The organism is Nonomuraea sp. NPDC049646 (assembly GCF_044465525.1).
Taxonomy (GTDB): Bacteria; Actinomycetota; Actinomycetes; order Streptosporangiales; family Streptosporangiaceae; genus Nonomuraea.
Map to the genome: position 1 here is coordinate 369331 of NZ_JBITLU010000010.1, position 19288 is coordinate 388618.

Below are 19288 nucleotides of genomic sequence, written 5' to 3' on the forward strand. Positions count from 1 at the left end.
CACCTCACTTCTGTAGTGTCGGGCGGTGAGGAGGTTCGCTCATGTTCGTCCCCAACGGCGTCCATCACGAACAGCACACCACCAAGCTCTCCTTCCGCCCCGCCTCAGGCAAGGGCGGACCGGCGTGAAAGGCCACTGGAGCCTCGACGACCGGCTGGAGCGGTCGTTGCGCGAGGTGCCCTTCGAGGTGCCCGCCGGGTCGGAGTCCGTCACCGTGCGGCTCGACTACGACCGGTCGCAGGGCGTGCTCGACCTCGGCTGCGGCTCGCCCGGCGGCTTCCGCGGCTGGTCGGGAGGGGCGCGTCCGGAGTTCACGATCGCCCGCGACTGGGCCACCCCGGGCTACCTGCCCGGCGTCCCCGAGCCCGGCACCTGGCACGTGTGGCTCGGGCTGCACCGCGTGCCGCCGCAGGGGCTCGACTTCACCCTGGAGATCTCGGCCGCGCGCACGGCCCCGCCGGAGCCGGTCGCCGCCGAGCCGCCGCCCGGCGAACGTCCGCCGCGCCGGGACGTGCCCGACGTCGGCGGGCTGCGCTGGTTCGCCGGCGACTTCCACGCGCACACCGTCCACAGCGACGGCGCGCTCACCGTCGCCGAGCTGGCCGAGCTGGCCCGCGGCCGGGGCCTGGACTTCCTGGCGGTCACCGACCACAACACCGTCAGCCACCATCCCTGGCTGCGCGCGACCGGCCGCGGCGTCACGCTCATCCCCGGCCAGGAGGTCACCACCGACCGCGGCCACGCCAACGTGTTCGGCGAGGTCGGCTGGGTGGACTTCCGGCGGCCCGCGAGCTCCTGGACCGAGCACGCCGGGCGCGCCGGCGGCCTGATCTCGATCAACCACCCGCTGGGCGGCGACTGCGCCTGGCTGCTGCCGGTCGGCGAACGCCCGAGGGTGGCCGAGGTGTGGAGCTCGGGGTGGTGGGACCGCCGCTGGGGCGCGCCGCTGGCCTGGGCCGACGCCTGGCGCGACGACGTGGTGGCGATCGGCGGCAGCGACTTCCACCGGCCCGGCAGCGACGGCCTGCCGGGCGCGCCGACCACGTGGGTGCTGGCCGAGGAGCCGGGTGCGGTGCTCGACGGCGTGCGCGCCGGGCGCACCGCGGTCTCGGCGGGCCCTGACGCGCCGCTGCTGCTCCGGCTGGGCGACGAGCTGCTCGCGCTCGACGCCGACGGCCTGGTGCTGGTCCGCCCCGGCGGCGCCCGCCAGGTCGTGCGCGGCGAGCGGGCGCTGCTCCCCGCGGCCGAGGGACGCCACCGCCTGGAGACCTACGAGAACGAGGTGATCGCCCTATGCGAGTGAGGAGAGTCGCGAACGCGCCGGTGAGCTTCGGCGTGTTCGAGCTCAGCGACGCGCCGCCGCCCCTCGGCCCCGACGAGATGGTCCGCGCGCTGGCCGAGGCCGGTTACGCGGGCATCGACTCCGGGCCCATCGGCTATCTCGGCACCGGCTCCGGCCTTGCCGACCGGCTGTCGGCGCACGGCCTGCTGCTCGCCGGCGGCTGGGTCGACCTGCGTTACGGCGACGCCGAAGGCTACCGGCGGGGGCTGCCCGCGCTGGAGGCCGCGCTCGACGTGTTCGCCGCCGCGCCCGCGGCGCCCGCCCTCTTCGCGCCCCGGCCCACGCTGGCCTGCTCGGGCTCGCCCGAGAGGTTCGCCAGGCCCGGCGGCAGCGCCCCAGGGCTGCCCGCCGCCGACTGGCCCGGGTACGCCGCCCGCGTCCAGGAGGCCGCCGACCGCTGCCGCGAACGCGGCCTGGAACCCGCCTTCCACCACCACCTCGGCACCTACGTCGAGACCCCCGACGACGTCGAGCGCCTCCTGGAGCTGACCGACGTCCAGCTCTGCCTGGACACCGGCCACCTGCTGCTGGCCGGGGGAGACCCGGTCGCGGCGCTGCGCGCGTGGTCCGGCCGCGTCGGGCACGTGCACGTCAAGGACGGCGACACCGAGATCCTGGCCGCCGCCCTGGCCGACGGCGCCGACCTGCGGGAGCTGATGGCCAGGGGCGGCTTCACCCGTCTGGGCGAGGGCGAGCTCGACCTGCCCGCGGTCGTGGCGGCGCTGGACGCCATCGGCTACGAGGGCTGGATCGTGGTCGAGCAGGACACGATGCCGGGCCGCCGCCCGGTCGAACGGAACATCGCCGACCAGGCCGCCAACCGCGAGCGGCTGAGGGAGCTGGGCCTGTGAGGATCGCGCTGGTCGGGTGCGGGGCCGTCACCCAGGCGGTCTACGTGCCGCTGCTGTCCAGGCGGCGGGACCTGTTCGAGGTGAGCGCCGTCTGCGACCTGTCGCGCACGCTGGCCGACGTCGTCGGCGACCGGCTGGGCGTGTCGCGGCGGTACACCGCCCTGGCGAAGATGCTGGCCGACGGCGGTTTCGAGGCCGTGGTGGTGCTGGCCTCCGGCTCCCACGGCGAGACCGTGCGCCGGGCGCTGGCCGCCGGGTACGCCGTGCTGTGCGAGAAGCCGCTCGCGCTGACCAGGGCGGAGGTGGCGGCGCTGCCCGAGGGGCGGCTGATGGTCGGCTACATGAAGCAGTACGACCCGGCCGTGCGCCGGGCCGTCGCGCTGCTGGAGGAGCTGGGCGGCCCGGCGGCCGTCCGGTCGGTCGAGGTGACCGTGCTGCATCCCAGCGGGGAGTCGCAGCTCGCGTTCGCGAACCTGGCGCGGGCCGGCGACGTCGATCCCGGCGTGCTCGGCTCGTTGCGCGAGACCGAGGACTCGCTGGTCTCCCGGGCGCTGGGCCAGGCCGCCCCCGAGTCGCTGCGCAACGTGTACGCGGTCTCCCTGGGCTCGATCTGCCACGACCTGTCGCTGCTCAGGCGCTTCACCGGATCGCCGCGGGAGATCGCGCACGTGGACAGCTGGGGGCCGGCGCCCGGTTCCGTGGAGATCTCCGGGCCGCTGCCCGTGGCGGGCCGGTTCCACATCCGCTGGCACTACCTGGACGGCTACCCCGCCTACCGCGAGACCGTCGCGATCCACCACGACGAGGGCACGCTGGAGCTGGTCTTCCCCACGCCCTACCTGATGAACGCGCCCACCACCCTGACCGTGGTCTCCGGGGCCGAGACCCGCGCCGAACACCGTCAGGTGACCGAGGCGTTCGAGGTACAACTGACGGCCTTCCATGCTTATGTGAACGATGGCAGCCCGCCGCTCACCGACGCGGCCGGCGCACTTGAGGACATCGTGACGGCCCAGCGGATCGCCGCCCGCTACGCCGTCCAGCATCGGCTGCCCATCGGAGGGGAGGCGGCGGCATGGACATAGTGGTCGTTCCGCACACGCACTGGGACAGGGAGTGGTACGAGCCCTTCCAGCGCTTCCGGCTGCGGCTGGTGGACCTCCTCGACGAGGTGCTCGACACCATGGAAGGCGAGCCCGACTACCACTTCACCCTCGACGGCCAGCTCGCCTGCGTGGACGACTACCTGGAGGTGCGCCCGGAGAACCGGCGCCGCGTCGCGGCGCTCGTCGAGTCCGGGCGGCTGGCGGTGGGGCCGTGGCAGATCCTGCTCGACGAGTTCCTGTGCTCGGGCGAGAACATCGTGCGCAACCTCGAACTCGGGCTGGCCGGCGCGGACGAGCTCGGCGGCGCGATGCGGGTGGGCTACCTGCCGGACATGTTCGGCCATACCGCCCAGATGCCGCAGATCCTCAGACTGGCCGGGCTTGAGCACGCCTGCGTCTACCGCGGGGTGCCGTCGTCGGTGACGACCGACGCCTTCGCCTGGGTGGCCCCCGACGGCACGGCCATCCGCACCCAGTACCTGCCCGAGGGCGGCTACGGCAACGGCGCCCACCTGTTCTCCGACGCCAAGGGGCTCAAGGAGCGGGCGGCGGAGTTCGTCGCCGCCATGCGCGCCTGGCACGGCCCCGAGGGCGAGCTGCTGGCCATGTACGGCGCCGATCACTCGGCCCCCGTGCGCGGGTTGCCGCAGATGGTGGCGGCCGTCGGCGCCCGCATGGACACCTTGTCTGGATATATCGAGAAATTTTCGGGTGACACCGCGGGGCTGCCCCAGGTCGTCGGCGAGCTGCGCTCGCACGCCCGCGCCAACATCCTGCCCGGCGTCATCTCCGTCCGCGTCGCCGTCAAGCAGGCCATGGGCCGGGCCGAGCGCATGGTCGAGCGCTACGCCGAGCCCCTGGCCACGCTCTGGGGCGGCCCGTGGCCCGGCCGGTTCCTCGACATGGCCTGGCGGCGGCTGGTGGAGGCCAGCGGCCACGACTCGGTCACCGGCTGCGGCGTGGACGAGACCGCCCAGCAGGTCGCCGCCCGCATCGCCGAGGCCGAGCAGCTCGGGCAGGCCGTCCGCGACATGGTGACCGCGCGGCTGGCGGCGGCGGTGCCGGCCGACGGCGTGCTCGTCGTCAACCCGACGCCGGCCGCGCGCAGCGGCGTGGTGCTCGCCGACGTGGCCGGCGCCGGCTGGACGCTGGTGGACCCCTCCGGCGCTTCGGTGGTCGCCCAGCCCCTGGAGTACGGGCCGGAGCTGCTGCTGGACGAGCGCATCGACCCCCTCACCGTGCTGGGCTTCGTGCACGGCACCGAGCTGTACGGCCAGCACATCATCGGCTGGCAGGTGTTCGACGACATCCTCCTGATCACCGTGGGCAGGGAGCCGCGCGGGCCGTTCGACCAGGCCGAGGTGCGCCGCGCGCTCGACGGCGTGACCTACGTCCGCGTCGAGGCCGAGCCCCGGCGCACGGTCGCCGCCCTCGTCGAGGTGCCCGCGCTCGGCCACACGAGCCTGCGCCCCGCCCCGCCCGGCCCCGCCTACCCCGCTCCGCAGGCGGAGATCCGCAAGAACGGCCACCACCAGGACTGCTGGCTCGCCTCCGACACCCACGTCCTGCCCGTCAAGGCCGACCCCAGGGTGATGGACAACGGGCTGCTGCGGGTCGAGATCGAGCCGGACGGCACCCTCGGCCTGTTCGGCGAGGACGGCCGGACCATCACCGGCGTGGGCCGCATCGAGGACGGCGGCGACTCCGGTGACACCTACAACCACGCGCCCCCGGCCGAGGACCTGGTCGTGTCCGAGCCGATCTCGATCGACACGGAGATCATCGAAGGCGGCCCGCTGGTCGCCGTCGTGGAGATCACCCGGGTCTACCTGTGGCCGGCGGCGGGCGAGCCCGTCCCGAACACGCCGGAGCTGCCGCCGCCCGCGCGCACCGGCGCGACCGAGGACGTCGTGGTCACCATGCGTGTCGAGCTGCGGGCGGGCGAGCCGTTCGTCCGGCTGCGGGTGTCGTTCGACAACCGGTGCGCGGACCACCGGGTGCGCTTTCACGTGCCGCTGCCCAGGCGGGCCGACCACTCGCTGGCCGAGGGGCAGTTCGCGATCGTGCGACGGGAGCTCGAAGCGGAGGGCGGCTGCGGCGAGACCCCGCTGCCCACCTTCCCCGCCTCCGGCTGGGTGGCCGCCGGCGGCGTCGCCGCGCTGCTGGAGCACGTCACCGAGTACGAGCTGCTGGACGAGGGGTACGAGCTGGCGCTCACGCTGCTGCGCTCGGTCGGCTACCTGTCGCGCAACCACAACAGGCTGCGCCCCGAGCCCGCCGGTCCGCAACTGCCGACCCCCGCCGCGCAGTCACGCGGGCCGCACACCGTGTCGCTGGCGCTGATGCCGTACATGGACTGGCGGGACGTGCCGCCGCAGGCGGAGCTGTACCGGCACGACCTGCTGGTGGTTCCGGGCGGCGGCGACCGCGAGCTGAGCCTGCCGCCGCCGGCGCACGGGCTGTCGGTGTCCGGCCAGGGCGTGACGATGAGCTCGCTGCGCCGCCGCGACGACTGGCAGGAGCTGCGCCTGGTGGCGCTCACCGCGTCCGGCGCCGAGGCCGTGGTGCGGGGGGCCTTCACCCGGGCCCGGCGGGCCGGCCTGACCGGCAGCCCCGGCGAGCCGCTGGAGACGGAGGACGGCACGCTCAGGCTGCCGCTGAGGCCGTGGGAGATCGCCACCGTCCAGCTCCGCTGACCCCGCGGCCCTAACACAGGCCGAGCTGACGGGCCGCGCGCACCGCCAGCCAGACCTCCGCGAACGCCGCGCTGGACGACAGGTCGCGCCCGCTCAGCGCGGCGAACCGGCGCAGCCGGTAGGCCAGCGTGTTGGGGTGGACGTGCAGCGCCGCCGCCGCGTCCTCGACGTGGCGGTTGCGCTCCATCCAGGTGCGCACCGACAGCAGCAGCCGCGAGTCGTGGGCCTCGTCGTAGGCCAGCACCTCGCCCAGCACGTGGTCGACCAGGGCCGACAGCGTCGAGGGGTCGTCGGGCAGCCAGCGGCCGGTCGTGTCGTCGCCGTAGTGGACCAGCGCTTTGCCCGACTCGGCGGCGTGCGCGGCCGCCCACACGGCCTCGCGCTGGGCGACCCGCAACGACTCGCCCGGCGGGAACGGCCGGCTCACGCCCGCGCTGACCCCGGGCACGGCGGCCACCGTCGGCCCCAGCTCGGGCGGCCCCAGCAGGTAGTGGTCGTCGCCGCGCCGCAGCAGCAGGTGGGGCAGCTCGCCCACCGCCCGGCGCAGCGCGTCGTCGGGCGCGTGCCGGACGACGAGCAGCACCGACCCGGTCTCCAGGGGCAGGCCCATCCTGGCCAGCCGGCGCCGGGCCGCGGGCGGGTCGAGCACGTCCTGGAGCAGCTCGGCCAGCGTCTCGGCGCCCTCTCTGCGCAGGGTCTCGCGCTCGTGCCTGGCCATGGCGACCTGGAGGGCGGCCACGGTGGCGATGTGCTGGACGACGGCCAGCCCGGCGGGCCGCGCGCCCTCCCGCTCGAAGGCCACCAGGAACCCGGCGGGGCCGCCGGGCGCCGGCACCGGCAGCGCGAAGCCGCCCGGGATCGTGGGCGGCGCGTCGGGCTCGGCGGGCAGGACGTCGAGCGCCGGCACCGGCACGCCGGGCAGCAACGGCCGGCCCTGCGGGGTGCACAGAAAGACGTCGTAGCCGGACAGGCGTTCCAGGCGCTTGAACAGGGTGACGGTGTCGAGGTCTTCGGCGGCCAGCCAGCGCAATGCGCCGAACACCTGGAGCTGGGCGCCCAGCCGGTGGCTGGCGTCCTCCTGGAGCGCCGCCGCGACCTCCTGCGAGACGGCGATGAACGGCACCGCGAGCGGCACCTCCAGCACCGGCATGCCGCGCTCCTCGGCGGCCTGGAAGAACGCCTGATGCAGCGGCGGGACGTGCAACTGGGCCGACAGGGCCAGCGCCGAGACCCCCGCGTCGTCGAGGCGTTCGAGGTAGGCGCGCTGCCGGGCGGCCGAGCGCGGCAGGCCGAGACCGGTCGTCATGATGACCTCGGCGCCGAGCAGCCAGGGCGTCGGGTCGGCCAGCTCGCTGACGTGCGCCCACGAGACCGAGCGGGACAGCCCGGCCTCGCCGGCCAGCACGCGGAGCTGGAGGGCGGGGGAGCGGAGAAGGTCTTCGACCGTCAGCTTGTGGTCAGCCACAACACACACCGTATTACTTTGTGGGAGTAACAATTGCCGCAGGTCAGAAGCGTGACGAACACTGACGAGCATGCACATCGGTCCCGTCGACTCCTCTCGGGTCCCGCGTTTCGCCGGGCCCGCCACCTTCGCCCGGCTGCCCCGGCTCGACCAGGTCGAGCGGGCGGACGTGGCCGTCGTGGGCGTGCCCTTCGACGCGGGCGTGTCCTACCGTCCGGGCGCCCGGTTCGGCCCCGCCGCCGTACGGGAGGCCAGCCGGTTGCTGCGGCCCTACCATCCGGGGCTGGACGTCTCGCCGTTCGAGCGCGTCCAGGTCGCCGACGCCGGTGACATCGCGGCGAACCCGTTCGACATCGGCCAGGCCGTCGAGGCCATCGAGGCCGCGGCCGACGAGCTGGACGCCCGGCTGGTCACCATCGGCGGCGACCACACGATCGCGCTGCCGCTGCTGCGCTCGGCGGCCAGGAAGCACGGCCCGGTGGCGCTGCTGCACTTCGACGCGCACCTCGACACCTGGGACACCTACTTCGGCGCCGAGTACACCCACGGCACCCCCTTCCGCCGGGCGGTCGAGGAGGGCCTGCTCGACACCGAGGCGCTGAGCCACGTCGGCATCCGCGGCCCCCTGTACGGCAAGAAGGACCTGGAGGACGACCGGCGGCTCGGGTTCGGCATCCTGACCGCCGCCGACGTGCTCCGCCGCGGCCTGGACGAGGTCATCGACGTGCTGCGGCAGCGCGTCGGCGACCGCCCGCTCTACGTCTCCGTCGACATCGACGTGCTCGACCCCGCCCACGCCCCCGGCACCGGCACGCCGGAGGCCGGCGGGCTCACCAGCCGGGAGCTGCTGGAGATCCTCCGCGGTCTGGCCGGCTGCCGCCTGATCGGGGCCGACGTGGTCGAGGTGGCCCCCGCCTACGACCACGCCGAGATCACCTCGGTCGCCGCCTCCCACGTGGCCTACGACCTCGTCAGCCTGCTGGCGATGCAGGAGAAGACATGAGCATCACCGAGATCGAGACCTACGGCGTCGAGCGCATCCCCGACGCCGACCGCACCGCCGGGCCGTTCGACCTGTTCCGGGTCGCCTTCGGGGGCGCGAACACGTTCGCCACCTGCGTGCTGGGCGCCTTCCCCATCCTGTTCGGCCTGTCGTTCTGGCAGGGGCTGGCGGCCACCGTGCTCGGCCTGGTGGTCGGGGCGCTGATCCTGGCCCCGCTGTCGCTGTTCGGTCCGCTCAACGGCACCAACAACGCCGTCTCCTCCTCGGCCCACCTGGGCGTGCACGGCCGGGTCGTCGGCTCGTTCCTGTCGCTGCTGACCGCCATCGCGTTCTTCTCGATCTCGGTGTGGTCGTCGGGCGACGCGCTGGTGGGCGGCGCGCACCGGCTCGTCGGCCTGCCCGACACCGACCTGTCCTACGGGGTGGCCTACGCCGTCTTCGCCCTGCTCGTCCTCGTGGTCTGCGTGTACGGCTTCCGCTTCATGCTGTTCGTCAACAAGATCGCGGTCGCGGCGGCCTCGCTGCTGTTCGTGCTCGGGCTGTTCGCCTTCGCCGGGGACTTCGACCCGTCCTACCCCGGGACGCTGGCGGCCGGCGACCCGCTGTTCTGGCCGTCGTTCATCGGCGCGGCGCTGATCGTGCTGTCGAACCCCGTGTCCTTCGGCGCCTTCCTGGGCGACTGGTCCCGCTACATCCCGGCCTCGACCCCGCGCTCCCGCGTGATGGCGGCGGCCTTCCTGTCGCAGCTCGCCACCATCCTGCCGTTCTTCTTCGGGCTGGCCACCGCCTCGATCATCGCCGCCAAGGCCGCCGAGTACGTCGACCCGGCCGCGCCCAACTACGTGGGCGGGCTGCTGGCGATCTCGCCGGCCTGGTACTTCGTACCGGTCTGCCTGATCGCGCTGATCGGCGGCATGTCCACCGGCACCACCTCCCTGTACGGGACCGGGCTCGACTTCTCCAGCGTGTTCCCGCGCTTCTCCCGGGTGCAGGCGACCGTCTTCATCGGCACCCTGTCGATCGTGTTCATCTTCGTCGGGCGCTTCGCGGCCAACCTGACGGCCAGCATCTCCACGTTCGCCACGCTGATCATCACCTGCACCGCCCCCTGGATGGTGATCATGATGCTCGGCTACGTGACCCGCAGGGGCTGGTACGACCCCGACGCCCTCCAGGTCTTCAACCGGCGCCAGCGCGGCGGCCGGTACTGGTTCACCCACGGCTGGAACTGGCGCGGCCTCACCGCGTGGCTGGTCGCGGCCGCCGTGGCGCTGACGTTCGTGAACCTGCCCGGCCAGTTCGTCGGGCCGCTGGGCGACCTGGCCGGCGGCGTGGACGTCTCGCTGCCGCTGGGCCTCGCGGTCGCGGCCGTGCTCTACCTGGCGCTGCTCGCGCTCTTCCCCGAACCGCGCGAGGTGTACGGCCCGCAGGGCCCGCGCCTGGTCCGCTCGGCCGACACGCCGATCCTGCCCATCGTGGACGCGGCAGAATCGATGGCGTGATGGAACTCGTCGACCTGTCGGTGCCCGTCGAGACCGGGATGCCCGTCTATCCGGGCGATCCCGAGGTCTCGGCCGTCCCCGCGCTCACCGTCGCCCGCGACGGCGTCAACGTGCTGGGCCTGCACCTCGGCTCGCAGTCGGGCACCCACGTCGACGCCCCCTTCCACATCGACGACGCGCTGCCGCCGCTTGGCGACCTGCCGCTGTCCCGCTTCGCCGGGCCCGCCGTGGTGGCCGACGCCCGTGGCCTGGCGCCCCGGTCGCCGATCGGGGCCGGGCTGCTCGACGGCCTGGCCTGGCCGTCCGGCGGCGACGCGCCGATCGTGCTGGTCGCGACCGGCTGGTCGGCCCACTGGGGCGGCGAGTCCTACCAGGGCCACCCCTTCCTCACCGAGGAGGCCGCCACGCTGCTGGTCGGGCGCGGTGTGCGCACGGTCGGCATCGACGCGCTGAGCGTCGACCCGACGCCGGCCGACGACTTCCCGGCCCACCGCGTCCTGTGCGGGGCGCACGCCGTGATCGCCGAGAACCTCACCGGCCTCGACCGGCTGCTGGACGCCCAGGCCCGGGGGCGGCCGATCGAGGTCTGGATGATGCCGCTGCGGCTCGACGGCGCCGACGGCGCTCCCGTGCGGGCCGTGGCGCGGATCGGTTAGCGCGTGCCCCAGGAGTACGACTGCTTGCGCAGCTTCAGGTACACGAACGACTCCGTGGCCCGGACGGCGGGAATGGCGCGGATCTTGCTGAGGATCTCCAGCAGGTGCCCGTCGCCCTCGCAGACCACCTCGACGATCACATCGAAGGAGCCCGCCGTGAGCACCACGTAGTCGATCTCCTCGATGGCCGACAGCTCGTCGGCCACCGACTCCAGGTCGCCCTCGCAGTTGACCCCGATCATCGCCTGGCGGGGGAAGCCGAGGGTGAGGGGGTCGGTGACCGCGACGATCTGCATCACCCCGGCGTCCTGCAACCGCTGGACGCGCTGACGGACCGCGGCCTCGGAGAGCCCGACGGCCTTGCCGATCGCGGCGTAGGGCATGCGCCCGTCTGACTGGAGCTGCTCGATGATCTGCTTGGAGAGATCGTCGAGCACGACGGGCCCGGAACTGGCGTTGTTTCGTCGTACGCGGGGCGGCGTCGTCATGTCAGAGGAATCCTCCTAGCGGTCCGGCGTTACGGGGGCGTTCCCGCTCGATTGCCGTCCTGGTGCGACATGTTGTCAGTTCTTGGCGGTGTGTCAAGCGAATTCGTAGCAATTTGATATCTTCACCACGAAATCCCTTGTCCAGATGCATCTGCTCTGTAAGAGTCGCGGCATCTCAGCCACCTCAACGAGGAGGTCGTGCATTGACCACCCGTCTGCAGAACTTCATCAACGGTGAGTTCGTGGACGCCCAGAGCGGCCGGTTCTCCGACATCATCGACCCTTGCACGGGACAGGCCTACCTTCAGGCCCCGGTCTCCGGCGTCGAGGACGTCGACGCGGCCTACGCCGCGGCCGCCGCCGCGTTCGAGTCGTGGGGTCGGACCACCCCCGGTGAGCGGGCGAACCTGCTGCTCAAGGTCGCCGACGCGATCGACGCCCGGGCCGACGAGATCAACGAGGCCGAGTGCCTCAACACCGGCAAGCCGCGCGCCCGCATGGCCGAGGACGAGACGCCGGTCGCCTCCGACCACTTCCGCTTCTTCGCCGGCGCCGCGCGCACCCTGGAGGGCCCCACGGCCGGGGAGTTCCTGGCCGAGCACACGAGCGTCATCAGGCACGAGCCCATCGGCGTCGTCGGCCAGGTCACCCCCTGGAACTACCCGATGATGATGGCCGTGTGGAAGATCGCCCCGGCGCTGGCCGCCGGGAACACGATCGTCCTCAAGCCGTCGGACACCACCCCGGCCTCCACGCTCAAGCTGGCCGAGATCGTCGGCTCGGTGCTGCCGCCCGGCGTCTTCAACGTCGTCACCGGCGACCGCGAGACCGGCGCGCTGGTCGTGGGCCACCCGACCGCCGCCATGGTGGCGATCACCGGCTCCGTCGGCGCGGGCATGGCGGTCGCCAAGAGCGCCGCCGACGACCTCAAGCGGGTGCACCTGGAGCTCGGCGGCAAGGCGCCGGTCGTGGTCTTCGAGGACGTCAAGGACCTCGCCAAGGCCGCCGCCGACATCGCCGGCGCCGGTCTCTACAACGCCGGCCAGGACTGCACCGCGGCCTGCCGCGTGCTCGTCCAGGAGAGCGTGCACGACGAGTTCGTGGCCGCGCTGACCGAGGCCGCCGCCGCGACCGTGACCGGCGACCTGGACAACGAGGAAGCGCTCTACGGCCCGCTCAACAACGAGAACCAGCTCGCCAGGGTCCAGGGCTTCCTGGACCGGGTCCCCGGCCACGCCAAGGTGCTCACCGGCGGTCACCGCGTCGGCGACAAGGGCTATTTCTTCGCCCCGACCGTCGTGGACGGCCTGCGCCAGGACGACGAGATGGTGCAGAACGAGGTCTTCGGCCCCGTCATCACCGTCCAGACGTTCACCGACGAGGCCGACGCGCTGGCCAAGGCCAACGACGTCAAGTACGGCCTGTCCAGCTCGGTGTGGACCTCCGACCACGGCCGCGCCATGCGCATGTCGAACCGCCTCGACTTCGGCGTGGTCTGGGTCAACACGCACATCCCGTTCGTCTCGGAGATGCCGCACGGCGGCTTCAAGCACTCCGGGTACGGCAAGGACCTGTCGGTGTTCGGTCTGCACGACTACACCAGGGTCAAGCACGTCATGCACTACATCGGCGAGTAAGGACGAGCCCTGGACATGACCGAGCTATCCGCGATTCAGCTTGAGGACGTCGTCAAGGAGTACCTCTCGCACGGCGAGGTCGTCCAGGCGGTCAAAGGTGTGTCGCTGGACATCGCCGAGGGGGAGTTCTTCTCCCTCCTCGGCCCGTCCGGATGCGGCAAGACCACGACCATGAGGATGATCGCCGGCTTCGAGGAACCCACCAAAGGGCTCGTGAGGCTGCACGGCAAGGACGTCACCGACGTCCCGCCGAACAAGCGCGACGTCAACATGGTCTTCCAGTCCTACGCCCTGTTCCCGCACATGAGCGTGTGGGACAACGTGGCGTTCGGCCTGAAGCAGCGCAAGACGCCGCAGGAGGAGATCCGGCGGCGGGTCGGCGAGATGCTGGAGATCGTCGACCTGACCGGCCGGGAGAAGCGCCGGCCGCGCGAGATGTCCGGCGGCCAGCAGCAGCGCGTGGCGCTGGCCCGCGCGCTGGTCAACCGGCCGCGGGCGCTGCTGCTCGACGAGCCCCTGGGCGCGCTCGACCTCAAGCTGCGCCAGGCCATGCAGATCGAGCTCAAGCGCATCCAGCGCGAGGTCGGCATCACGTTCGTGTACGTGACGCACGACCAGAACGAGGCTCTGACCATGAGCGACAGGATCGCCGTGATGAACGACGGGCTGGTCGAGCAGCTCGCGAGCCCGCGGGAGATCTACGAGCGACCGGCCACCGCGTTCGTCGCGGGGTTCATCGGCACCTCCAACCTGATCACCGGGACGGTGGCCGGCGGGGTGCTGGCGATCGGCGGCGGCCGGGTGCTGGTGCCGGACCACGAGGGCGACGTGACGGTGACCGTCCGCCCCGAGAAGATCACGATCTGCGCGGACGAGCCGGGACCCGGGCTGAGCGCCGTCCCCGGGACCGTCACGGAGATGGTCTACCTGGGCACCTCCAACAGCTACGCGGTGCAGCTCGCCGACGGGGCCGAGATGACCGTGTTCGAGCAGAACGCGCATGACGCGACGGCGACCGCGGAGCGGGGCGACTCCGTGTGGCTGTCGTGGGAGGCGCAGCACTCTTACGTGATTGGAAGTTGATAGCACCCCATGAACCCCCGCCAGATCACCCCCGCCCTCCTGAGGGGCATGACCCAGCCCCGCACCCGCCGCGACTTCTTCCGCGTCACCGGCCTGTCCGCCGCCGGCCTCGCGCTCGCCGCCTGCGGCGTCCAGGGCCAGAAGGCCGCCCCTCCGAAGGCCGACGCCGTCCAGGACTACTGGTCCAAGCAGAGCAAGCACGGCAAGCTCGTCTTCGCCAACTGGCCCGAGTACATGCCCGAGGACCAGGCCCCGCTGAAGAAGTTCACCCAGACGACCGGGATCTCCGTGGAGTACAAGGAGGTCATCCAGGAGAACGCGGAGTTCTTCGGCAAGGCCGACCCCGTGCTCCGCGCCGGCCAGTCGCTCGGCTACGACATCATCGTGATGACCAACGGCGTGCAGCTCCAGCACATGGTCGAGCTCGGCTACATCGTGCCGCTCGACCACAGCCGGATGCCGAACTTCCTGGCCAACGCCGGTGACAAGTACAAGGAACGCGCCTACGACCCGGGCAACCAGTACACGATGCCCTACTCCTCGGGCGTGACCGGCATCGCGTACAACACCAAGTACGTCAAGGACGACATCACCAGCATCGAGGCCCTGTTCGACCCCAAGTACAAGGGCCGGGTCGGGATGATGGCCGACGCGCAGGAGATCGGCAACTTCGGGATGTTCGCGCTGGGCGTCGACCCGGAGAAGTCGACCGAGGCCGACTGGAAGAAGGCCGGGGAGAAGCTCAAGCAGCAGCGCGACGCGGGAATCGTCCGGAAATATTACGACCAGAGCTACATCGACGCGGTCTCCAAGGGCGACGTCTGGCTGACCATGGCCTGGTCGGGCGACATCTTCCAGCGGCAGCTCGCCGGCGAGCCGGTCAAGTTCGTGGTGCCGGCGGAGGGCGGCACGATCTGGACCGACAACATGCTCATCCCCAAGGGCGCGGCCAACCCCGTGGACGCGCTCACCCTCATGGACTACCTGTACCAGCCCGCGGTGGCCGCCGAACTGGACGAGTTCATCCAGTTCGTCACCCCGGTCCCGGCCGTGCAGGACCTCATGCGGGAGAAGGCCAAGACGGCCAAGGGCGAGGACAAGAAGGCCCTGGAGGACATGGTGGACAGCGCGCTCATGTTCCCCTCGGAGGCCGACTACGCCAAGCTGCGCACCTACACCAAGCTGACCACCCAGCAGGAGCAGGTGTTCAACTCCATCTTCCAGTCGATCACCCAGGCCTAGCCATGAAGCGGCTCACCCCCTACCTGCTCGCCCTGCCGAGCTGGCTGTGGCTGGCGATCTTCCTGGTCGTGCCCATGGTGGCGATGGCGTCGGTCTCGCTCCAGACGGGCAACGCCATCGACGGCTATGCGATGACGTTCAGCTTCTCCAACTACGCCGACGCGCTCGGCAGGTACAGCGACCAGCTGCTGCGCTCGCTCCTGTACGGCGGCCTGGCCACGGTGGCCATGCTGGTGATCGGGTACCCGGTGGCGTACTGGATCGCCTTCAAGGGCGGCAGCCGCAAGTCGGTGTACCTGTTCCTGCTGCTGCTGCCGTTCTTCGTCTCGTTCGTGCTGCGGACGATCTCGTGGAACTTCCTGCTGGCCGACAACGGCATCCTGTTCGGGACGCTGAAGGGCTGGGGGCTGCTGCCGGAGGGCTTCCACGTGCTGGCCACGACCGTGGCCGTGGTGGGCGGGCTCACGTACAACTTCCTGCCGTTCATGATCCTGCCGATCTACGTGGCCCTGGAGCGGGTGGACCCGCGGGTGGTGGAGGCGGCCCAGGACCTGTACGCCACCCGCGCCGGGGCCTTCCGCCGGGTGGTGCTGCCGCTGTCGCTGCCCGGCGTCTTCGCCGGGGTGCTGATGACGTTCGTGCCCGCGACGGCCGACCCGGTCAACGCGCAGATCCTCGGCGGCACGGCCAACACCATGATCGGCAACATCATCCAGACCGAGTACCTGACCAACCTCGACTACCCGACCGCCTCGGCGCTGTCGTTCACGCTGATGGCGATCCTGCTGATGGGCATCTTCGTCTACGCCCGCGCGCTCGGCACCGAGAACGTCCTTGAGGCGGCGGCGCGATGAGCGGCGAGCGAGCGATGAGCAGGGGCGCGCGGGGCAGGTTCGGCGACCGCCTGCTGCACGTCTACACCTGGCTGATCATCCTGTGGCTGTCGTCGCCGATCGCCGTCATGATCCTGTTCGGCTTCAACGACAAGAAGAGCAAGTCGAACACGAGCTGGCAGGGCTTCACCCTCAAGTGGTACGGCGAGCTCTTCGAGATCTCCGACCTGACCACGGCGCTGCGCAACTCCATCGTGATCGCCCTGGCCAGCACCGTGATCACGGTCGTCATCGGGACGATGCTGGGCCTGGCCGTCGGCCGCCACCGCTTCCGCGGCCTCGGCGCCACGAACTTCCTGGTCTTCGCCGCCATCTCCACGCCGGAGCTGGTGATGGGGGCCTCGCTGCTGTCGCTGTTCGTCTCGGGCAACGTGCCGCGCGACGGCACGACGATCATTGTCGCGCACGTGCTGTTCTCGCTGTCCTTCGTCGTGGTGACGGTCAGGGCGCGGGTCATCACGCTCGACCCGTCGCTGGAGGAGGCGGCCAAGGACCTCGGCGCGACCGCCTGGGGCACGTTCCGGCAGGTGACGCTGCCCTCGATCATGCCGGGCGTGCTGGCGGGCGCGATGCTCTCCTTCGCGCTGTCGATCGACGACTACGTGGTGACGAGCTTCGTCAACGGCTCGACCGTCACCTTCCCCCTGTGGATCGTGGGCGCGGTCAAGACCGGCATTCCACCGCAGGTCAACGTGATGGGTACGCTCATCTTCGGGATCGGTGTGCTGATCGCCGTGGCGAACGCGGTGGCCGCCAGACGCCGCGCCTAGGATCTGCTCCAACAGTCTTTCCCCCCGCGATCCGGCGGGGGGATTGGTGTATTCCGACCAAGAACAGGGAGGCGAGATCGGATTTCGGCGGGGGGAACCCGCGCGTGATCACATCATGCTTTTGGATCCCGCAATCAACAAAGAACAACTGAGACTTTCGTAGGGAAGTGGGATTTGTGGATCCGCTGAAGGCGCTGGCTGACGCGGAGCGCAAGCCGTACTGGCTGGACAGCCCGGCCAGACCCGAGCCGCGCGCGCGGCTCATCGGAAACACCGACGCCGACCTGGTCGTCGTCGGCGGAGGCTTCTCGGGGCTATGGACGGCCCTGATGGCCAAGGAACGAGACCCTTCGCTGGACGTGGTCCTGCTCGAAGGGCGCAGGATCGGCTGGGCGGCGACCGGCCGCAACGGCGGGTTCTGCATGGCGACCCTGACCCATGGCCTGGCCAACGGCCTGGAACGGTGGCCGGAGGACATCGGCCGCCTCGAACGCATGGGCGTGGACAACCTCGACGAGATCGAGCGCACGCTGGAGCGGCACGGCATCGACTGCTCCTTCGAGCGCACCGGAGAGCTGCACGTGGCCACCGAGCCGTGGCAGCTCGACTCGCTGGGCGAACACCTGGACCTGATCTCCGAGCTCGGCCTCGACTACGTGCCGATGGACGAGCGGCAGGTGCGGGCCGAGGTCAACTCGCCGACCTACCTGGGCGGCCTGTGGGAACGCAGCGGCTGCGCCATGCTGGACCCGGCGCGGCTGGCCTGGGGGTTGCGCGAGGCGTGCCTGCGGCTCGGCGTACGGGTCTTCGAGCGCAGCCCGGTGCGTTCGCTGCGCGACGACGGCACGACGATCACCCTGCGCACCCCGTACGGTTCGGTGACGGGCCGCCGGGTGGCGCTGGGCACGGGGGTCTTCCCGCCCCTGCTGCGCAGGCTCAAGCACTTCGTCGTCCCGGTGTACGACTACGCCCTGATGACCGAGCCGCTGAGCGCGGCCCAGCTCGCCGAGGTGGGCTGGCACAACCGGCAGGGCGTCGGCGACTCGGGCAACCAGTTCCACTACTACCGGCTCACCGACGACAACCGCATCCTGTGGGGCGGCTACGACGCGGTCTACTACAACGGCGGCCTGGTCAAGCCCGAGTACGAGCAGCGCGACGAGACCTTCGTCAAGCTGGCCGAGCACTTCGCCACCACGTTCCCGCAGCTCTCCCAGGTGCGCTTCACGCACCGCTGGGGCGGCGTGATCGACACCTGCAGCCGCTTCAGCGCCTTCTACGGCACGGCGCACGGCGGCCGGCTGGCCTACGCCGTGGGCTACACCGGCATGGGCGTCGGGGCCACCAGGTTCGGCGCGAACGTGATGCTGGACCTGCTGTCGGGGGAGGCCACCGAGCGGACCGAGCTGCGGATGGTCAAGGAGAAGCCGGTCCCGTTCCCGCCCGAGCCGGTCCGGTCGGGGGTGATCCAGTTCACCCGATGGTCGATCGCCCAGGCCGACCAGCATCAGGGCAGGCGCAACCTGTGGCTGCGCACGCTCGACAAGATGGGCCTCGGGTTCGACTCCTGATCCGGTGATCCGAGGGGGCGCCGGGCCCGCCCGCCGCGGGCCTGGCGCACACTTGTCACCATGAAAGTCGAGTTCGCCGCCGACGGCGTGCGCCTGACCGGTGACCTGCGCACGCCCGAGGGCACGGGCCCCTGGCCGGGGCTGGTGCTCACCGGGCCGTTCACCGGGGTGCGCGACCAGGTCACCGGCCTCTACGCCGAGCGGCTGGCCCGGCGCGGCTACGTGACGCTGTCCTTCGACCACCGCAACTGGGGCGAGTCCGGCGGCGAGCCGCGCGGGCACGAGGATCCGCAGGGCAAGCTGGCCGACCTGCGGGCGGCGGTGTCGCTGCTGCGCTCGCGGCCCGAGGTGGACGGCGACCTGATCGGCGCGGTCGGCATCTGCCTGGGCGCTGGGTACGCGCTGAGGTTCGCCGCCTTCGACCCGCGCGTACGGGCGTTCGCGGGCATCGCCGGGGCCTACAACAACCCGTACACGATGCGGTCCGGCATGGACTACCAGGCGGCGCTGGCCGGGTTCACCGGCGTGCTGGAGCGGCAGGACCGGGGCGGCCCGGTCGAGTACCTGCCCGCCGTGGCCGAGGAGGGCGAGGCCGCGATGCCGGGCGACGAGCCGTTCGCCTACTACGGCACCGAGCGCGGCGCCGCCGCCTCCTGGCGGAACGCGGTGACCCGGGCCGGGCTGCGCGAGCTGATCACCATGGACAACATGATGGGCGCCGACTTCCTGTCGCCGAAGCCCGCCCTGATCGTGCACGGAGTGATCGACAGGTTCTGCCCGCCGGAGGGGGCCGAGGAGGCGTTCAAACGGCTCGACCAGCCCAAGAGGCTCGTCTGGGTGGACGCCAAGCAGCACATCGACCTCTACGACCGCGAGCCGTACGTGTCGCAGGCCGTGGCGGCCACCGCGGACTTCCTCGCCGAGCACCTCCGGCCGGGAGGCTCCCGAGCCTGACGTCTACGCTGGGGGTATCGCACGGAATG

At 71.6% G+C, this 19288-nt stretch carries 16 protein-coding genes; 14 read left to right on the forward strand and 2 right to left on the reverse strand.

Going from position 1 to position 19288, the window contains the following annotated elements:
• Positions 1-124: 124 nt before the first annotated feature.
• From ACIBQ8_RS30250 to ACIBQ8_RS30265, 4 genes are read left to right on the forward strand one after another with little or no spacing between them, the layout of a single operon-like run.
• The gene (locus tag ACIBQ8_RS30250) at positions 125-1303 is read left to right on the forward strand and encodes a CehA/McbA family metallohydrolase (protein WP_397193523.1); all 1179 of its coding nucleotides are present in this window, start codon (positions 125-127) and stop codon (positions 1301-1303) included.
• Positions 1294-2193, forward strand: coding sequence for a TIM barrel protein (locus tag ACIBQ8_RS30255; protein ID WP_397193524.1), 900 nt, complete (start codon positions 1294-1296; stop codon positions 2191-2193). The genes ACIBQ8_RS30250 and ACIBQ8_RS30255 overlap by 10 nt, the downstream gene beginning before the upstream one ends.
• Positions 2190-3278, forward strand: a complete 1089-nt coding sequence (locus ACIBQ8_RS30260; RefSeq protein WP_397193525.1) for a Gfo/Idh/MocA family protein — start codon at positions 2190-2192, stop codon at positions 3276-3278. The genes ACIBQ8_RS30255 and ACIBQ8_RS30260 overlap by 4 nt, the downstream gene beginning before the upstream one ends.
• A complete protein-coding gene (locus tag ACIBQ8_RS30265) occupies positions 3269-5995 on the forward strand; it encodes an alpha-mannosidase (protein ID WP_397193526.1) in 2727 nt (908 codons plus the stop codon). The genes ACIBQ8_RS30260 and ACIBQ8_RS30265 overlap by 10 nt, the downstream gene beginning before the upstream one ends.
• A 10-nt stretch (positions 5996-6005) precedes the next feature.
• Here ACIBQ8_RS30265 and ACIBQ8_RS30270 read toward each other — a convergent pair whose 3' ends face one another.
• Positions 6006-7460: a PucR family transcriptional regulator gene (locus ACIBQ8_RS30270; protein ID WP_397193527.1), complete on the reverse strand. Its 1455-nt coding sequence runs from the start codon at positions 7458-7460 to the stop codon at positions 6006-6008.
• Between the two features lie 70 nt (positions 7461-7530).
• Between ACIBQ8_RS30270 and speB the strand changes: the two genes are divergently transcribed.
• Genes speB through ACIBQ8_RS30285 form a run of 3 tightly spaced genes read left to right on the forward strand, consistent with a single transcriptional unit; the run spans position 7531 to position 10621 of the window.
• Complete coding sequence (speB, locus tag ACIBQ8_RS30275) at positions 7531-8463, forward strand: agmatinase (RefSeq protein WP_397180090.1); 933 nt, start codon at positions 7531-7533, stop codon at positions 8461-8463.
• On the forward strand, positions 8460-9965 hold the full coding sequence (locus ACIBQ8_RS30280) for a purine-cytosine permease family protein (RefSeq protein ID WP_397193528.1): 1506 nt from the start codon (positions 8460-8462) through the stop codon (positions 9963-9965). Before speB ends, ACIBQ8_RS30280 begins: the two co-directional genes overlap by 4 nt.
• Positions 9965-10621 (forward strand): cyclase family protein, encoded by a 657-nt coding sequence (locus tag ACIBQ8_RS30285; protein ID WP_397180118.1) that lies wholly within the window; start codon positions 9965-9967, stop codon positions 10619-10621. Before ACIBQ8_RS30280 ends, ACIBQ8_RS30285 begins: the two co-directional genes overlap by 1 nt.
• On the opposite strand, the gene ACIBQ8_RS30290 is transcribed toward ACIBQ8_RS30285, so the two are convergent.
• Positions 10618-11109, reverse strand: coding sequence for an Lrp/AsnC family transcriptional regulator (locus ACIBQ8_RS30290; protein ID WP_352322709.1), 492 nt, complete (start codon positions 11107-11109; stop codon positions 10618-10620). The two genes, ACIBQ8_RS30285 and ACIBQ8_RS30290, sit on opposite strands and share 4 nt — an antisense overlap.
• Positions 11110-11312: 203 nt before the next feature.
• On the opposite strand from ACIBQ8_RS30290, the gene ACIBQ8_RS30295 reads away from it, so the two are divergent.
• The 7 genes from ACIBQ8_RS30295 to ACIBQ8_RS30325 all read left to right on the forward strand — a co-directional run bounded on the left by ACIBQ8_RS30295 (position 11313) and on the right by ACIBQ8_RS30325 (position 19259).
• Positions 11313-12746, forward strand: a complete 1434-nt coding sequence (locus tag ACIBQ8_RS30295) for a gamma-aminobutyraldehyde dehydrogenase (RefSeq protein WP_397180088.1) — start codon at positions 11313-11315, stop codon at positions 12744-12746.
• A 15-nt stretch (positions 12747-12761) separates the two neighbouring features.
• On the forward strand, positions 12762-13829 hold the full coding sequence (locus ACIBQ8_RS30300) for an ABC transporter ATP-binding protein (protein ID WP_397180087.1): 1068 nt from the start codon (positions 12762-12764) through the stop codon (positions 13827-13829).
• A 48-nt stretch (positions 13830-13877) separates the two neighbouring features.
• Positions 13878-15071: a spermidine/putrescine ABC transporter substrate-binding protein gene (locus tag ACIBQ8_RS30305; RefSeq protein ID WP_397193529.1), complete on the forward strand. Its 1194-nt coding sequence runs from the start codon at positions 13878-13880 to the stop codon at positions 15069-15071.
• Positions 15072-15073: 2 nt separating this feature from the next.
• Positions 15074-15925, forward strand: a complete 852-nt coding sequence (locus tag ACIBQ8_RS30310; protein ID WP_397180085.1) for an ABC transporter permease — start codon at positions 15074-15076, stop codon at positions 15923-15925.
• Positions 15922-16734 carry an ABC transporter permease gene (locus ACIBQ8_RS30315; RefSeq protein ID WP_397180084.1) on the forward strand — a complete coding sequence of 271 codons (813 nt, stop codon included), beginning with the start codon at positions 15922-15924 and terminating at the stop codon, positions 16732-16734. Before ACIBQ8_RS30310 ends, ACIBQ8_RS30315 begins: the two co-directional genes overlap by 4 nt.
• 176 nt (positions 16735-16910) lie before the next feature.
• Positions 16911-18305, forward strand: coding sequence for an NAD(P)/FAD-dependent oxidoreductase (locus tag ACIBQ8_RS30320; protein ID WP_397180083.1), 1395 nt, complete (start codon positions 16911-16913; stop codon positions 18303-18305).
• A gap of 60 nt (positions 18306-18365) precedes the next feature.
• On the forward strand, positions 18366-19259 hold the full coding sequence (locus ACIBQ8_RS30325) for an alpha/beta hydrolase (protein WP_397180082.1): 894 nt from the start codon (positions 18366-18368) through the stop codon (positions 19257-19259).
• Positions 19260-19288 lie beyond the last annotated feature (29 nt).

Excerpts from the sequence above, each read along its gene's own strand:
- ACIBQ8_RS30255 (WP_397193524.1), top strand. The coding sequence starts at position 1,294 with ATGCGAGTGAGGAGAGTCGCGAACGCGCCGGTGAGCTTCGGCGTGTTC.
- ACIBQ8_RS30265 (WP_397193526.1), top strand. The coding sequence starts at position 3,269 with ATGGACATAGTGGTCGTTCCGCACACGCACTGGGACAGGGAGTGGTAC.
- speB (WP_397180090.1), top strand. The coding sequence starts at position 7,531 with ATGCACATCGGTCCCGTCGACTCCTCTCGGGTCCCGCGTTTCGCCGGG.
- ACIBQ8_RS30280 (WP_397193528.1), top strand. The coding sequence starts at position 8,460 with ATGAGCATCACCGAGATCGAGACCTACGGCGTCGAGCGCATCCCCGAC.
- ACIBQ8_RS30285 (WP_397180118.1), top strand. The coding sequence starts at position 9,965 with ATGGAACTCGTCGACCTGTCGGTGCCCGTCGAGACCGGGATGCCCGTC.
- ACIBQ8_RS30290 (WP_352322709.1), bottom strand. The coding sequence starts at position 11,109 with ATGACGACGCCGCCCCGCGTACGACGAAACAACGCCAGTTCCGGGCCC.
- ACIBQ8_RS30300 (WP_397180087.1), top strand. The coding sequence starts at position 12,762 with ATGACCGAGCTATCCGCGATTCAGCTTGAGGACGTCGTCAAGGAGTAC.
- ACIBQ8_RS30305 (WP_397193529.1), top strand. The coding sequence starts at position 13,878 with ATGACCCAGCCCCGCACCCGCCGCGACTTCTTCCGCGTCACCGGCCTG.
- ACIBQ8_RS30310 (WP_397180085.1), top strand. The coding sequence starts at position 15,074 with ATGAAGCGGCTCACCCCCTACCTGCTCGCCCTGCCGAGCTGGCTGTGG.
- ACIBQ8_RS30315 (WP_397180084.1), top strand. The coding sequence starts at position 15,922 with ATGAGCGGCGAGCGAGCGATGAGCAGGGGCGCGCGGGGCAGGTTCGGC.
- ACIBQ8_RS30325 (WP_397180082.1), top strand. The coding sequence starts at position 18,366 with ATGAAAGTCGAGTTCGCCGCCGACGGCGTGCGCCTGACCGGTGACCTG.